This is a genomic window from Dyadobacter sp. CY351 (assembly GCF_021502625.1).
In the GTDB taxonomy this organism is placed as follows: Bacteria; Bacteroidota; Bacteroidia; order Cytophagales; family Spirosomataceae; genus Dyadobacter; species Dyadobacter chenhuakuii.
In genome coordinates this window covers 46,239-61,589 of record NZ_JAKFFU010000012.1, presented here as the reverse complement: position 1 = coordinate 61,589, position 15,351 = coordinate 46,239, and the positions used below count along the sequence as shown (strand labels likewise).

11 protein-coding genes and 1 tRNA gene are annotated in these 15,351 nt (G+C 46.6%); 8 read left to right on the top strand and 4 right to left on the bottom strand.

The window, feature by feature from the left end:
* The first annotated feature begins 3 nt into the window (after nt 1-3).
* Nucleotides 4-363 carry a hypothetical protein gene (locus L0660_RS20855; protein ID WP_235161182.1) on the top strand — a complete coding sequence of 120 codons (360 nt, stop codon included), beginning with the start codon at nt 4-6 and terminating at the stop codon, nt 361-363.
* A gap of 97 nt (nt 364-460) precedes the next feature.
* Nucleotides 461-1,081 (top strand): OmpH family outer membrane protein, encoded by a 621-nt coding sequence (locus L0660_RS20850; protein WP_235161181.1) that lies wholly within the window; start codon nt 461-463, stop codon nt 1,079-1,081.
* An 86-nt stretch (nt 1,082-1,167) separates the two neighbouring features.
* Here the strand turns inward: L0660_RS20850 and L0660_RS20845 are convergent, their stop codons facing one another.
* The 3 genes from L0660_RS20845 to L0660_RS20835 form a co-directional block, all read right to left on the bottom strand.
* Nucleotides 1,168-1,920 (bottom strand): succinate dehydrogenase/fumarate reductase iron-sulfur subunit, encoded by a 753-nt coding sequence (locus tag L0660_RS20845; RefSeq protein WP_026629474.1) that lies wholly within the window; start codon nt 1,918-1,920, stop codon nt 1,168-1,170.
* Nucleotides 1,921-2,035: 115 nt separating this feature from the next.
* Nucleotides 2,036-4,024: a fumarate reductase/succinate dehydrogenase flavoprotein subunit gene (locus L0660_RS20840; RefSeq protein ID WP_235161180.1), complete on the bottom strand. Its 1,989-nt coding sequence runs from the start codon at nt 4,022-4,024 to the stop codon at nt 2,036-2,038.
* Nucleotides 4,025-4,083: 59 nt separating this feature from the next.
* Nucleotides 4,084-4,755, bottom strand: a complete 672-nt coding sequence (locus tag L0660_RS20835; protein WP_026629476.1) for a succinate dehydrogenase cytochrome b subunit — start codon at nt 4,753-4,755, stop codon at nt 4,084-4,086.
* Nucleotides 4,756-5,021: 266 nt separating this feature from the next.
* Here L0660_RS20835 and L0660_RS20830 point away from each other — a divergent pair, with 266 nt between their 5' ends.
* The 6 genes from L0660_RS20830 to L0660_RS20805 all read left to right on the top strand — a co-directional run bounded on the left by L0660_RS20830 (nt 5,022) and on the right by L0660_RS20805 (nt 14,581).
* Nucleotides 5,022-7,865 carry a gliding motility-associated C-terminal domain-containing protein gene (locus tag L0660_RS20830; RefSeq protein WP_235161179.1) on the top strand — a complete coding sequence of 948 codons (2,844 nt, stop codon included), beginning with the start codon at nt 5,022-5,024 and terminating at the stop codon, nt 7,863-7,865.
* A 214-nt stretch (nt 7,866-8,079) separates the two neighbouring features.
* Nucleotides 8,080-10,965: a gliding motility-associated C-terminal domain-containing protein gene (locus tag L0660_RS20825; RefSeq protein ID WP_235161178.1), complete on the top strand. Its 2,886-nt coding sequence runs from the start codon at nt 8,080-8,082 to the stop codon at nt 10,963-10,965.
* Between the two features lie 95 nt (nt 10,966-11,060).
* Nucleotides 11,061-11,939, top strand: a complete 879-nt coding sequence (fabD, locus tag L0660_RS20820) for an ACP S-malonyltransferase (protein WP_233794765.1) — start codon at nt 11,061-11,063, stop codon at nt 11,937-11,939.
* 66 nt (nt 11,940-12,005) lie between these two features.
* Nucleotides 12,006-12,076: transfer RNA gene (locus L0660_RS20815), tRNA-Gln, on the top strand.
* Between the two features lie 246 nt (nt 12,077-12,322).
* Entirely contained in the window at nt 12,323-12,928 is a 606-nt protein-coding gene (locus tag L0660_RS20810) for a TetR/AcrR family transcriptional regulator (RefSeq protein ID WP_235161177.1), read from the top strand.
* A 150-nt stretch (nt 12,929-13,078) separates the two neighbouring features.
* Nucleotides 13,079-14,581 carry a lipopolysaccharide biosynthesis protein gene (locus tag L0660_RS20805; RefSeq protein WP_235161176.1) on the top strand — a complete coding sequence of 501 codons (1,503 nt, stop codon included), beginning with the start codon at nt 13,079-13,081 and terminating at the stop codon, nt 14,579-14,581.
* A 5-nt stretch (nt 14,582-14,586) separates the two neighbouring features.
* On the opposite strand, the gene L0660_RS20800 is transcribed toward L0660_RS20805, so the two are convergent.
* Nucleotides 14,587-15,333 carry an ABC transporter ATP-binding protein gene (locus L0660_RS20800; RefSeq protein WP_235161175.1) on the bottom strand — a complete coding sequence of 249 codons (747 nt, stop codon included), beginning with the start codon at nt 15,331-15,333 and terminating at the stop codon, nt 14,587-14,589.
* Nucleotides 15,334-15,351: the final 18 nt, after the last annotated feature.

Here is a 15,351-nt window from a genome sequence, read left to right as displayed (position 1 = left end):
CTCATGAATTTCCTGATCATATTAGTGGTGACCGCATTGCTGCAAATTTTCGCCCCGTGGTGGGTGGTAGCCATCGTGCCATTTTTAGTTTTCCTACTAAGGCAAACCAATGCAGCCAATGCATTCTGGACAGGATTTGCGGCTGTTGGGCTATTATGGATGGCTTATGGCTTTTATTTACACTTCATTTCCGACGGTGCCATGTCCGACCGGATTGCAGGCATATTTTCTTTGCCCAATGGCATATTGCTCCTGCTGGTTTCAGCATTAATAGGCGGGTTGACGGGCGGATTGGCCGGATTATCGGGGCAGCTCGTGCGCCGGATGTTCATTTCTGCACCGCCTAAAAGCATATCTTTATAAAACGCCGCGTAATTGTTACACAGCCTCTGATATTCATTGTACTTAAACACAAATTATTATCTTTGCGGCTCGTTCAAAAAAACAAAACTCAAAAAACGTGAACAACAATACTTCATTGATTTGGAACATCGTGCTTTCCCTGGCTGTGGCGGTGTTATTCTTTTTACATTTTTCAGGTAAGCCTTCGGGAGATGCAGGTGCAACAGCAGATGGTGGTGTAGTAGCAGGTCGTAAAACCGTGTATGTTCAGGTTGATTCTTTGTTGAAAAACTACGAATTCTTTAAGGATACAAGAAAAGAACTGGAAAATAAGAACTTCCAGCTTGAAAACGAATTGAATACAAAAGGCCGTTCATTGCAGAATGAAGTTCAGTTTTTTCAGCAGAGAGCACAAACAATGACGCCTGAGCAAGCACGCTCGACAGAGGCGCAATTGATGAAAAAACAGCAGGACCTGGTTGCTTACCGTGACCAATCCGCACAAGCGCTTGGGCAGGAAGAGGCTAAGAAAAACGAGGAGCTTTACAAAAACATCCGTTCTTATATTGAGAAATACAACAAAGAGAATGGTTTCGAATACGTTTTGGGTTACTCGTTAGGCGGTGGGATTTTGTTTGCTAATCCATCATTGGACGTAACACAAAAGATCCTTGACGGCCTGAACAAAGAATACAAAGGAAGCAATGCTTCAAAAGCTGATTCTACTAAAAAGAAGTAAGCAACATAAAGTATAAAACGAAAGCAGGCCGCTAAATTGAATTAGCGGCCTGCTTTTTTATGTGCTATACTAAATAACTCGGTATATTAAACTGCCGAAGATGAAAGCTTAGCGCCAATATATTCGCGGTTCATACGGGCAATGTTTTCCTGTCCGATCTCCTTAGGACACTCCGCAGAGCATGCGCCTGTGTTCGTACAGTTCCCGAATCCTTCTGCATCCATTTGCGCTACCATTTTCTCTGCGCGAATGCTTCTTTCTGCCTGTCCTTGCGGAAGCAATGCCAGCTGAGAAATTTTTGCAGAAACAAAAAGCATGGCAGACGCATTCTTACAAGCTGCCACGCAAGCACCGCAAGCGATACAAGCTGCTGCTGCAAACGCTTCATCCGCAGCCACTTTTGGAATCGGAAGGCTGTTGGCATCCTGCGCATTACCGGTGTTTACCGAAACAAAGCCTCCCGCAGAAATCACTCTGTCGAACGCATCGCGGTCCACAACAAGATCCTTAATGACAGGGAATGCCTGTGCTCTCCAAGGCTCAACTACGATCGTATCTCCGTCATTGAACGAGCGCATGTGCAACTGGCAAGTTGTTACGCCTTTCAATGGTCCATGAGCCCTTCCGTTGATGTACATGGAACACATTCCACAAATTCCCTCGCGGCAATCGTGGTCAAATGCTACCGGCTCCTTGCCTTCCTCAATCAGTTGCTCGTTGAGGACGTCAAACATTTCCAGAAAAGACATATCCGGGGATACGTGGTCCAGACTGTAATTTTCAAAATCTCCTTTTGTATTGCTATTGCTTTGTCTCCAGACTTTAAGCTTAATATGCATGTTACCTGCACTCATTGTTGTAATAGTTAACGGTTAGTAATTAACCAATAATATTGAAACAAGCTGATAGCCGGCTGCAAACGACTCTGATCGAATGCCGACAGCCAAACGGCTCCTATTTATAACTCCTTTGGGCAATCTTAATATTCTCGTAAATCAACTCTTCTTTATGCAGCTCCCACTCCTCTTGCGCTTTATGCTCCCAGGCCGACACAAACATGAAGTTGTCATCATCACGCATCGCTTCTCCTTCTTCCGTCTGGTGCTCTTCGCGGAAGTGACCGCCGCAAGATTCTTCGCGCGTCAAGGCATCAATGCACATCAACTCACCCAGTTCAATAAAGTCAGCAACGCGGCCGGCCTTATCCAGTTCAGGATTGAATTCATTTTTGCCTCCCATTACTTTCACATCCTTCCAGAATTCTTTGCGAAGCTCCCGGATTTCAATGATCGCCTGCTTCAAACCCTGCTCATTACGCGCCATACCACATTTATCCCACATAATCTTGCCAAGACGGCGGTGGAATAACTCAGGAGAAGTTTTTCCCTGGATCGACAACAATGTGTCAATCCGATCTGTAACTTCTTTTTCAACCTTAATAAATTCCGGGTGGTCCGTTGGAATTTTACCAGTTCCAATTTCCTTCGCCAGATAAGCACCAATGGTATAAGGAATTACAAAATAACCATCCGCAAGTCCCTGCATCAGCGCCGAAGCACCCAAGCGGTTTGCACCGTGATCAGAGAAATTCGCTTCTCCCAATGCATACAAACCAGGCACTGTGGTCATCAGGTTATAATCTACCCAAAGTCCTCCCATTGTGTAATGCACCGCGGGATAGATACGCATAGGCACCTCATATGGATCTTCACCCGTAATTTGCTTGTACATATCGAACAGGTTGCCGTATTTTTCTTTTACAACAGCCTTACCCCATGTCAGAATATCTTCCTTGGATGCGTTTACAATGTTGTTTTTGTTCGCTTCTCCTCTTCCGTAACGCTCAACAGCAGCAGCAAAATCAAGAAAAACAGCCAGTTTGGATGTTCCTACACCATATCCGGCATCACATCTTTCTTTGGCAGCGCGGGAAGCGATATCACGCGGAACCAGGTTACCGAATGCAGGGTAACGACGTTCCAGGTAATAATCTCTTTCTTCTTCCGGAATCTCATTTCCGGGACGGGCATCTCCTTTTGCTTTTGGCACCCAAATCCTTCCGTCATTACGAAGGGATTCAGACATCAATGTAAGCTTAGACTGATGCTCTCCTGAAACCGGGATACAAGTCGGGTGAATTTGTGTAAAGCAAGGGTTACCGAAATAAGCCCCTTTTTTATGCGCCTTCCACGCAGCAGTAACATTACTGCCCATGGCGTTGGTCGATAAGTAAAATACGTTTCCGTAACCTCCTGTGCAAAGCAACACCGCGTGGCCGCCGTGACGCTCAATTTCACCCGTAATGAGGTTTCTTGCAATGATACCACGGCATTTGCCATCGATATTCACCACATCCAGCATTTCGTGGCGGTTGTACATTTTCACGGTTCCCATGCCCACCTGGCGCTGTAAACCTGAATATGCACCTAATAACAACTGCTGCCCGGTTTGTCCGGCAGCATAAAATGTCCGCTGAACCTGTGTTCCACCGAAAGAACGGTTGGAAAGCAAACCACCGTATTCGCGTGCAAAAGGAACCCCTGCTGCAACGCATTGGTCAATAATATTTCCCGAAACCTCGGCCAGGCGATGCACATTCCCTTCTCTCGAACGGTAGTCACCTCCTTTAATCGTATCGTAAAAAAGACGGTAAACCGAGTCACCATCGTTCTGGTAATTTTTTGCAGCATTAATCCCGCCTTGTGCAGCAATGGAGTGCGCGCGACGTGGGGAATCCTGAAAACAGAATGCTTTTACCTTATAGCCCATTTCCGCAAGCGTAGCAGCGGCCGAAGCTCCCGCTAAACCTGTTCCTACTACAATAATTTCGAGATTACGCTTATTGGCAGGGTTTACGAGAGGAACCGAAGACTTGTATTTACTCCATTTCGTTTCAATCGGCCCCTGTGGTATTTTGGCATCCAGACTAGATGAAGTTGCCATATATTGAATGTTATTTAATCAAAAAGTTAATTGAAAACAGCTGCATCGTCGGCAGCCTATTAATAAACCCATCCCAGGTAAATGGAAATCGGCATCAAAGCAAACAGGATCGGGACAACAATAGAAAAAGCCGTTCCCAGAAAGTTGATCGCACCATTATACTTGATGTGGTTCAGTCCCAAAGTCTGAAATGCACTTTTAAAGCCGTGGAGCAAATGCCAGAACAGCGAAATGCAGCCCAGGACATAAATAAGTACAACAAGCGGATTTTGGAAGATATCCAGCATCATTTGGTAAAGATTCAGCTCCTCGCCTGTGGTGAACTGGTTGGTACGGTTAGGGATCCAGAAATGTGCAGTATGGATCACCAGAAATATCAACAGCAATGTGCCTAGCAAACCCATGCTTCTGGAATACCAGGTGCTGTTCGCAGATGGATTGTTTACAGCATACTTAACCGGACGGGCCGATGCATTGTTTTTCCAGAGAATAAGTCCATCCACAATGTGGATCAGGAACCCGGCAACCAGGCCGATCTCAAGCGTCCGTACGATGGGGTTTGTACCCATAAAATGCCCCCAATGCGTAAAGGTTTCCCCTCCGTCATTGTAAAAAATCATAGCATTTATTGTGGCATGAATCACCAGAAAGCTTATCAAAAATAATCCGGTAAGAGCCATCAGAAGTTTCTTACCAATAGAGCTCGTTAACGTTTGTGAAAACCACGACATATGAAAAACGAATCGTTTTAGTGCAAAAAAATTAGGTATATTTAGAACCTTTCAAAGGTATATCACAAACCTAAGCAAGGCAAAAAAACCTTTCCATTTTTGTATAGCAGCCGATTATTTATAATCATTATTAAGAATTACTTAGTATGCCAAAATCATACACATTTTTGACGATATTTTTCGTTCACCTTTCTATAACGGCGATCCATTAATTTACTCGTATGCGTCCTTCTCTACGATTCCTCCCGATACTTTGTTTATTACTCTTGCTATTTGCCACTTTCAATGCGCATGCGACGCACTTCCGGGCGGGAGAGATTACGGCCAGAAGGATCTCGTCACTCACTTACGAAATACGCCTGTCAGCTTATTTTGACGTTTCTGACCGTGGAAGGCAAGCCGCGGAATCAGCCAACGACATCAATTTCTATTTCGGAAGCGAAGGACCCAGAAAAGTGGACCGGATCAGGGCTACGATACGCAACATTGGAAATAACACCACTTTCAATGAGTATGTTACCATATTCACATTCCCCGCTGCCGGAACCTACGAGATCTCGGCGGAAATGGATAACAGAAACGCCAACACCCTTAATTTAAGAGATGGCGTGCAGACCGACGGAATTAATTTCTACGTGCATACAACACTGGAAATTAACACCGCCATCGGCACAAACCAAACACCGATTCTGTTAAATGCACCCATTGACCTTGCGGCAGTAGGGCAGCGATATATTCACAATCCCAATGCATTTGACGCTGATGGGGACAGCTTGTCTTTCAAATTATTCACTCCCCAAAGTGGCGACGGAAGAGGAAACGGCCTGAACATTCCTTACAAAGATCCCAATATGGTAACCCCTCCGGGCAGAACGGAAGCCGGGGGTTCTCCTGCCACATTCAGTATCGATGCCATAACGGGCGATCTGGTCTGGGATGCGCCTGTGACCAAAGGCCAGTATAATGTTGCTTTCGTGGTGGAGGAATGGCGCGATGGGGTGCGGATCGGCCAGATTGTGCGCGATATGCAGATCCTGGTGGAAGATGCCCGCAATGCAAGACCGACCATTGATCCCCTTCCTGTGATTTGCGTGGAGGCGGGAACACGAATTAATCAGCAGATAAAAGCAGTTGACAAAGACGGGAACCCGTTGATTCTGACCAGTACAGGAGGTGTATACCAGGGTTCTCTGATCAAACCGGCATTGGCTTCGTTTAATGTGCCGGGACAAAATACGGCTGGTCAGGTGACCGGGCAATTTGTGTGGCAGACCGGCTGCGATCACATTCGATTGGAGCCTTATGACGTGCTTTTCAAAGTGGAGGACGCGCCATCCCCCGGAACGAATCCGAGCCTTTTCCGCAAGCTGGTGGATATGACCACGCTCAGCATTAAAGTTTACGGACCGAAACCGCTCGGACTAAGAGCTGTAGCAGCCACAGACCCGGCCGGAACTGCTTACCGGCTCAACTGGACTTCCTATAAATGCCCGGTTCCAGGTGCAAGGATCGTTATTTACAGGCGGGAAGGATGTTCGGATATTCCTGTTCAACCTTGTTTGACCGGCATTCCGGCGGGATCGGGTTATGAAGAAGTGGGCAGGGTTGCGGTGGATCAGACGACATTCCTGGACAACAACAATGGTGAAGGACTTCGTGCCGGCATTTCTTACAGTTACAGGATCGTTGTTGAATTCCCCCGCCCCGGAACGAACATTAATGAGCCGGGCAGCTTGGTAGGCGGCGGCGAAAGCATTGCGTCTGATGAGTTCTGCTTGAATTTGCCTATGCTGGCTCCCGTTATTACAAATGTTACTGTTGACTCTACCAGTGAAACAAAAGGGGTTATTACAGTAAAATGGACAAAACCTGCGGCTTCATCCGGACTTCCTGCACAATATCGCCTGCTTAGGGCAGTAGGACAAAACGGAACGGCATTTACACAAATTGCTTCCATCAACACAAACCTTACCCCAGGTGCTGCCGACACAATCTTCGTGGACAGAAACCTGAACACATTGGCGAATGCCTATAACTACAAGCTCGAATATTACGCCACACAAGGCGGGCAGCTGGTTAAAATGGACGACATTAAAACAGCCAGTTCTGTAAGGTTGGAACAAGGCGCTGCCGAGCCCAACCGCATCCGTCTGAATTGGTCGGCTCTCGTTCCCTGGGAAAATGGCAACCAGACGCACCGCGTTTACCGCGAAGACAAAAGGCGGCCGGGAACATTCAACCGCATTGCCGATGTGACCGTGCAAGGTCCGCAAACGTTCAATTTTACAGACGATGGTTCGGATAAATATGCAGCAGATGGAACGGTTAACACCACCATTGTCAGTGATTCAACTTATTGTTACAAAGTGGAAACCGTTGGATCGTATAACAACAGGCAGATCAAACCTGCTTTGCTATACAACTTCTCACAGATCCTGTGTGTTTCTTCATCTGATACAACCAAGCCTTGTCCACCTGTTCTGGCCATAGATCTGCTGAATTGTGATTCGTTGCAAGCACATCCGGAAGCATTCTGCAGCCCAACCGGCCTGACCAATCACCTGTCCTGGACTTACCCGCAATCAGTGAATGGAAAAGACTGTGACCCGAACGTTTCGGCTTACCGCATTTACTATGCCCGCTACGAAGGCGATGCGCCCACATTGATCGCAACCGTTACCACGCCGCCATCGCCATTGGCAACCACATTTGCGCATGAGGGCCTTACTTCTTTTGCAGGATGTTACTATGTGACTGCCGTGAACCGGTTTGGTGCGGAAAGTGCCCCCAGCAACATTGTTTGCAAAGACAATTGCCCGATGTATGTGCTGCCCAATGTGTTTACGCCGAATGCAGACGGCAAAAATGACGTTTTTGAGCCCTACGAATGCCCGGCTTTTGTGCAGTCACTTGAATTCAAAGCATTCAACAGATGGGGTGCACAGGTGTTTACAACCAAGGACGTGAACATTAATTGGAATGGTAAAACCAATGGCGGAAAAGACCTCGCCGCAGGACAATATTATTATGAAGTAACCATCTTCTTTGAATCCTCAAAAAGAGAAAGCGCGCCCACAACACTCAAAGGCTGGGTGCAGATCATCAGATAGGCCGAAATCCTTACTTCTTCCCATTGTATTGCCATAGCGCTAGTTTATGGCAATACATATATGTTTTATAAACTTGTTTTGTAAGTTTACAATAACGCCTGTTTTATTAACTTCGGCTGCACACATTTTTATTTAAAATTTCGTTGAATCAATAGCTTGGCAGATGTATTTCTGCCTGGACCTCTATCTTAAAAAGTTCGACTCTGATATATTTATGCGATCTGCTTTACGGTTATTATTATTCTCTTTTTTTCTGATTTTGCTGGGAATTGGCTTTGAGGCCAATGCGACACACATTCGCGCGGGCGAGATTACGGCAAAACGGGTTTCTGCAACTTCCCTGACTTACGAAATCAAACTAACGGCATATTTCGATATGCAAAACGGAGAAGGCGCTGCCAATGCGCAGAACTTCGTGCAGTTTTATGTGGGCAGCAACGGTCCGATAGAAGCGCCGCGGATTTTGCCCATCATCAACATTGGAAACAACACAACCCAGAACGTCTACATTGTCCGGTACACCTTTCCTTCGGCGGGGAAATTCCGGATATCATTTGAAGAAGACAACCGGAACAACGGCATCCTGAACATTGGTCCGCCGCCTACGCAAAATCTTAACTTTTACGTGAGCACCATTCTGGAAATCAACGCAAGTTTCGGTTTAAACCAGACGCCCGTGCTCCTTAATGCGCCCATTGACCTGGCTGCCGTAGGACAGCGTTATATTCACAACCCGAATGCATTTGACGCGGATGGCGACAGTCTTGCATATCGCCTGTACACGCCGCAAAGAGGAACTTCCAATGGTGCAGGCGTTAATTTGCAATATGTTAACCCAAACCAGATCGGTGCTCCGGGACAAACTGAAAATGGTGCTTCCCCGGCAACCTTTGGCATTAACCGGCTTACGGGTGATTTAACCTGGGATGCCCCGGTTACAAAAGGATATTATAATGTTGCCTTTGTAGTGGAAGAATGGCGCGATGGCGTGCTCATAGGCGAGATCGTGCGCGATATGCAGATCATTGTGGAAGATGCACGAAACGACAGGCCGCGCGCAGAACCGCTCCCGGATATTTGTGTGGAAGCCGGAACGCTTATTAACCAGCAAATCAAGGCGACGGATAAAAACGGCGATAAACTGAACCTTACGTCTACCGGCGGTGTGTACGAAAGAACATTGGTAAGCCCGGAACTGGCCCGCTTTACAGTGCCGCAGCAATCGGGCATAGGCAACATTACCGGACAATTCACGTGGCAAACCTCGTGTAACCACATTCGTTTGGAGCCCTATGATGTATTATTTAAAGTAGAAGACGCGCCAGGGGCCAACACCAATCCGAATTTGTTCCGAAAACTCGTGGATATGACCACGCTTAGCATTAAAGTCTACGGCCCGAAACCGCTCGGACTGAGAGCCGTAGCAACAACAGACCCGGCCGGAACCGCTTATCGCCTCAACTGGACTTCCTATAAATGCCAGGTGGCAGGCGCCAGAATTGTTGTTTACAGGAGAGAAGGCTGCGCCGATATTCCGGAAGATGTTTGTATAACCGGCATTCCGGCGGGATCAGGCTATGAAGAAGTGGGCAGGGTTGCAGTGAACCAAACTACGTTCCTGGACAACAACAATGGTGAAGGACTTCGTGCAGGCATTTCTTACAGTTACAGGATCGTTGTTGAATTCCCCCGTCCGGGCACCAATGTGAATGAGCCCGGAAGCCTGATCGGCGGCGGCGAAAGTATTGCATCTGATGAGTTCTGCTTGAATTTGCCGATGCTGGCTCCTGTTATTACAAATGTTACGGTTGATTCTACGAGTGAAACAAAAGGGGTTATTACAGTAAAATGGACAAAACCTGCGGCTTCGTCCGGACTTCCTGCACAATATCGCCTGTTCAGGGCAGTAGGACAAAACGGAACGGCATTTACTCAGATCGCGACCATTAACACTAACCTTACCCCAGGCGCTGCTGACACCATTTTCGTGGACAGAAACCTGAACACATTGGCGAATGCCTATAACTACAAGCTCGAATATTACGCTACACAAGGCGGGCAGCTGGTTAAAATGGATGATATTAAAACAGCCAGTTCTGTCAGGTTGGAACAAGGTGCCGCTGAGCCTAACCGCATCCGTCTGAACTGGTCGGCGCTTGTTCCCTGGGAAAATGGCAACCAGACGCACCGGGTTTACCGCGAAGACAAAAGGCGGCCCGGAACATTCAACCGCATTGCTGATGTGACCGTGCAAGGTCCGCAAACGTTCACTTTTACAGACGATGGTTCGGATAAATATGCGGCAGATGGAACCGTTAACACCACCATCGTCAGTGATTCAACTTATTGTTACAAAGTGGAAACCGTTGGCTCGTATAACAACCGGCAGATCAAACCTGCTTTGCTATACAACTTCTCACAGATCCTGTGTGTTTCTTCATCCGATACAACCAAGCCTTGTCCGCCTGTTCTGGCCATAGATCTGCTGAATTGTGATTCGTTGCAGGCACATCCGGAAGCATTCTGCAGCCCAACCGGCCTGACCAATCACCTGTCCTGGACTTACCCGCAATCAGTGAATGGAAAAGACTGTGACCCGAATGTTTCAGCTTACCGCATTTATTATGCCCGCTACGAAGGCGAGACGCCCACATTGATCGCGACCGTTACCACGCCGCCATCTCCTCTGGCAACCACATTTGCGCATGAGGGCCTTACTTCCTTCGCAGGATGTTACTATGTGACTGCTGTAAACCGGTTTGGTGCCGAAAGCGCCCCCAGCAACATTGTATGCAAGGACAACTGCCCGATGTACGTGCTGCCCAATGTGTTTACCCCAAATGCAGATGGCAAAAATGACGTTTTTGAGCCTTACGAATGCCCGGCTTTTGTACAGTCCCTTGAATTCAAAGCATTCAACAGATGGGGTGCACAGGTGTTTACAACCAAGGACGTCAACATCAACTGGAATGGAAAAACCAATGGCGGAAAAGACCTGGCTGCCGGACAATATTATTATGAAGTAACCATCTTCTTTGAATCCTCAAAAAGAGAAAGCACGCCCACAACGCTTAAAGGCTGGGTGCAGATCATCAGATAGGCACGTCTTTTTTCTTTGCCATCGAAGTATTTCCTTTGTAGCCCGGTCTGAACGACCGGGCTTTTTTTATCAAATCCCCAAACGAAACGATCATTATGAAAAGTGCATACATTTTCCCGGGACAGGGTTCTCAGTTCAAAGGAATGGGACTCGATCTATATCAATCGTCAGATTCGGCTAAAACACTATTTGATCAGGCCAATAGCATTCTTGGTTTTGATATAACCAAAATCATGTTCGAAGGTTCTGACGAGGAGCTGAAACAGACAAATGTGACGCAGCCTGCCATCTTTATACATTCCGTGATCCTGGCGAAGATCAGCCCCGATTTTACTCCCAATATGGTGGCTGGCCATTCACTCGGCGAATTTTCCGCACTGGTTGCCGCAGGCGCACTGTCATTTGAAGATGGATTAAAACTGGTAGCAAAGCGGGCAGATGCCATGCAGAAAGCCTGTGAAATACGCCCTTCGACCATGGCGGCAATCCTGGGACTGGCAGATAACATTATTGAGGAGGTTTGTGCAGGCATTACTGACGAAATTGTAGTTCCGGCCAATTATAACTGTCCAGGACAAGTCGTGATTTCAGGCACGTTTGAAGGCGTTGAGAAAGCATGTGAGCTTTTGAAGGCGGCTGGGGCCAAAAGAGCATTGATTTTGCCAGTCGGCGGTGCATTTCACTCGCCTTTGATGGAGCCTGCGCGGGAAGAATTGGCCTCAGCCATCCATGCAGCAGAATTTGAAGCGCCTATTTGTGCGATTTATCAAAATGTAAATGCCATGCCGGCAACCGAAGTAAACGTCATTAAAGAAAACCTCATTTCACAGCTTACCGCACCCGTAAGATGGACGCAAACCATTGAGCAGATGGTAAATGACGGCGCAGAAACGTTTATCGAATGTGGCCCTGGAAAGGTGCTTCAAGGCCTTGTGAAGAAAATCGCATCGGGTGTTGAAATAAAAAGCATTTAATTTTTTTCCAGAAAAGCTTGACAACATGAATTAGCCGCATTACTTTTGCACCACTGTTTACGGTTTTGGCCGATGGTGTAATGGTAACACAGGACATTTTGGTTGTCTTATTCAGGGTTCGAGTCCTTGTCGGCCAACAGTAAAGTTAAAGAGCTCATTCCGGTGAGCTCTTTTTTTGTGCCTTTCTCTTTTCCTTCCTTTTTAAGAATCTGTACAAATTAGTCGACGAACTGGCCTTTATTATCTATGAATTGGGCGATTTTATCGATAAACACCCCTTTTATCAACAAATTTTCAATATTGGTGACTTCGCACATTTTGACCATATAATATTTCCATATGAAATATTAAATTTACTATGATTTAACCTAAATGGCACCCACATGAAAATTGAGAAAGTTAAAAAGCGCGACCGAGAGCGGACAAAAAGCAAGATCCTCAAAGCAGTAGGAGAAGTTATCGAACAACACGGAACAGAAAAGGTAGGCGTTAACCTCATTGCGCGCACAGCAGGCGTGAACAAGGTTTTGATCTATCGCTATTTTGAAAGTGTTGATGGATTGATGGAGCAATATGTCAGATCCGGTGAGTACACTTCCACCACGGCAACGGAATACATTGACAATATTCCTACGCTGGCCCCAGAGGAACGCAGCAAAGCGCTTACAAGCCTGATGCACACTTTTATGAATGACTTGCGGGAAAGAAAGGCTACGCGCGATCTGCTCCGCTGGGAAATCGGAACGGGCAAATCCATGCTTTCCGATGCCCGTAACCAAGTTGCAACGCGGATCCTGGACAAGATCGGCAACCTCCCTAATTACAGCGACACCAGCGCGCTTGTATCATTCCTTTCGGCCGGCATCTATTTCATGACCATTTCTACGGACTACCGTGAGAAAATGATCGACGTAGACCTCCATTCCGACGAAGGCTGGAAACGAATTGAAAAAGTGATTGAACGCATCATCACAGACATCAGAAATTAACCTGCTGATCAGAATTTAACCTGCTAAAAAAATTTGAAGGCTCAATCAGAAGCCTGCCAGGGAGTGTGCAGCTATTTCATTTGAAATATTGTACACTCCTTGTTCTATATTTGCGGTTCCCTGCAAAGACTTGCCGCAGGTTAACATGCAATGAGCGTTCTAAAAAAATTAGCTAGCGAAACCGCTATTTATGGTATCAGCACAATGCTGGGGCGGTTCTTAAATTACCTGCTGGTTGCCCTCCACACCAAGTTATTTGAACCCGAACAAATTGCCGCCCAAGGCCAGCTTTATGCCTATGCAGGCCTTGCGATGGTGCTTTACACCTTTGGAATGGAAACCGCTTTTTTCCGTTTCGCACGACAGGAAACCGACCGGAAGGCTTACTACAACCTGATTCTCAGCGCGGTTATCATTATCAGCGTATTTTTTTCCGGCCTGCTGTTTATCTTCGCCGACCACGCTGCAGAGTTTATTAAATACCCGGAAAGCGTTTCGCTCGTCAGAATGTTCGCTGTGATTATGGCGATTGACGGCATTGTTTCGATCCCGTTTGCAAGGCTGCGGCTGGAAGGGAAAGGGAAGAAATTCGTAATCCTGCGCGTGACCAATATTGCGATCAATATTTTTTTAAACCTCTTTTTCCTGATCCTTTGCCGCGATATTCATGCCGGAAAGTATCTGCTTTTCCTCCAACCGGCTGTTGATGCGATTTACGATCCATTACGTGCACCGGATTACATTGTTACCGCCAATTTAGTCGCTAACCTGCTGTTTTTCTGGATGTTGAGAAGAGAATTTGCCGATTTCAAATTTGTGTTCAACAAAACCCTGTTCCGCCCGGTATGGATTTATGCCTACCCGATCATGATCATGAATGCGGGCGGCGTGCTGAACATGCTGTTTGACAGGGCTTTTATCCAGTTTTTATTGCCCGAAAATTTCTATCCCGGACGAACCTCCAAGCAGGCAATCGGGATTTATGTGCAGTGTTACAAACTGTCAATCTTTATGAATCTGGCGATCCAATCGTTCAAATACGCTGCTGAGCCGTTTTTCTTTTCAAAAGGAGAAGACAAGAATGCGCCGCCGGTATTTGCCAAGGTCACCAAGTATTTCATCATTATTTGCGTGCTCATGTGGGTGGGCATATGCCTGAACCTGGATCTGCTGGCGGAGTTGTTTTTGAAACAAAAGATCTATCACGAAGGATTACCTGTGGTGCCCTGGTTACTGGCTGGCTATCTGTTCCTGGGCGTTTACTATAACCTCGCTACGTGGTTTAAACTTACAGATAAAACAGAATACGGAACCTGGCTCACATTAATGGGCGCGGCCATAACCATTGCAACCAGCTTCATTCTGGTGCCGCAGATCGGCTATCTGGGCTTTGCCATTGCATTTGCGACCTCGTCTTTTATCATGGTCGCATTGTGTTATTATTTTGGTCAAAAGTATTATCCTGTTCCTTATGACGTCCTTTCTGCCGTAGGTTACATTGGCGTGGGCGGGCTGGTAATCATCGCATCCACATTCGTCAAGATCCCGAATCTGTACATTGCAGTTCCGGTGCATATGCTTATCCTTGCGATTTTTGCTGTGGCTGTATTTTTAATTGAGCGGAAGAATATTCCCTTCTTAAATAAAAGGTAGGAAAGCTATTTTTCCATTTCGCGGAGCAGCTTATTAGAAAAAAGGAATTCCTTTAACTCCGGAACATCTGTTCTGATGATCTCAGAACTAACGCCTTCCCAAAGTTTGGAGCCTTCGTAGAGGAACATAATGTTCTGTCCGATCTCCATGACGGAATTCATATCGTGTGTAATGATGATCGTTGTGATCTGAAATTCTTCTGTGATTTCCTTGATCAACTCATCAATTTTGACGGAAGTAAGCGGGTCCAGTCCTGAATTGGGTTCATCGCAGAAAAGATACATCGGGTTCATTACAATGGCCCTGGCAATCCCAACACGCTTTTTCATCCCGCCACTGATTTCCGAAGGCATTCTTTTAGCCGCCGCTTCCAGTCCCACGCGCTGCAAACAAAACGCAACACGCTCCTGCTTTTCCTGAACAGACTGGTCTGTAAGCATATCCAACGGAAACCGCACATTTTCTTCCACTGTTTTGGAATCAAAAAGTGCCCCACCCTGGAATAGCACGCCCATTTCACGCCGGATCGACTGCTGCGTTTCCTTATCACAATGGTAAAAATCGCGGCCATTGTAAAGCACATTGCCCTGGTCGGGCTTCACCAGTCCGATCATACATTTCAGCAAAACACTTTTTCCGGTTCCGCTGCCGCCGATGATGAGATTGGTCTCCCCTTTTTTAAACGATGCACTAATGCCTGTTAAAACCTCCTTGCCATTAAATGCTTTGTAGATATTGCTTACTTCAATCATTTGCTGATTCAGTTATTC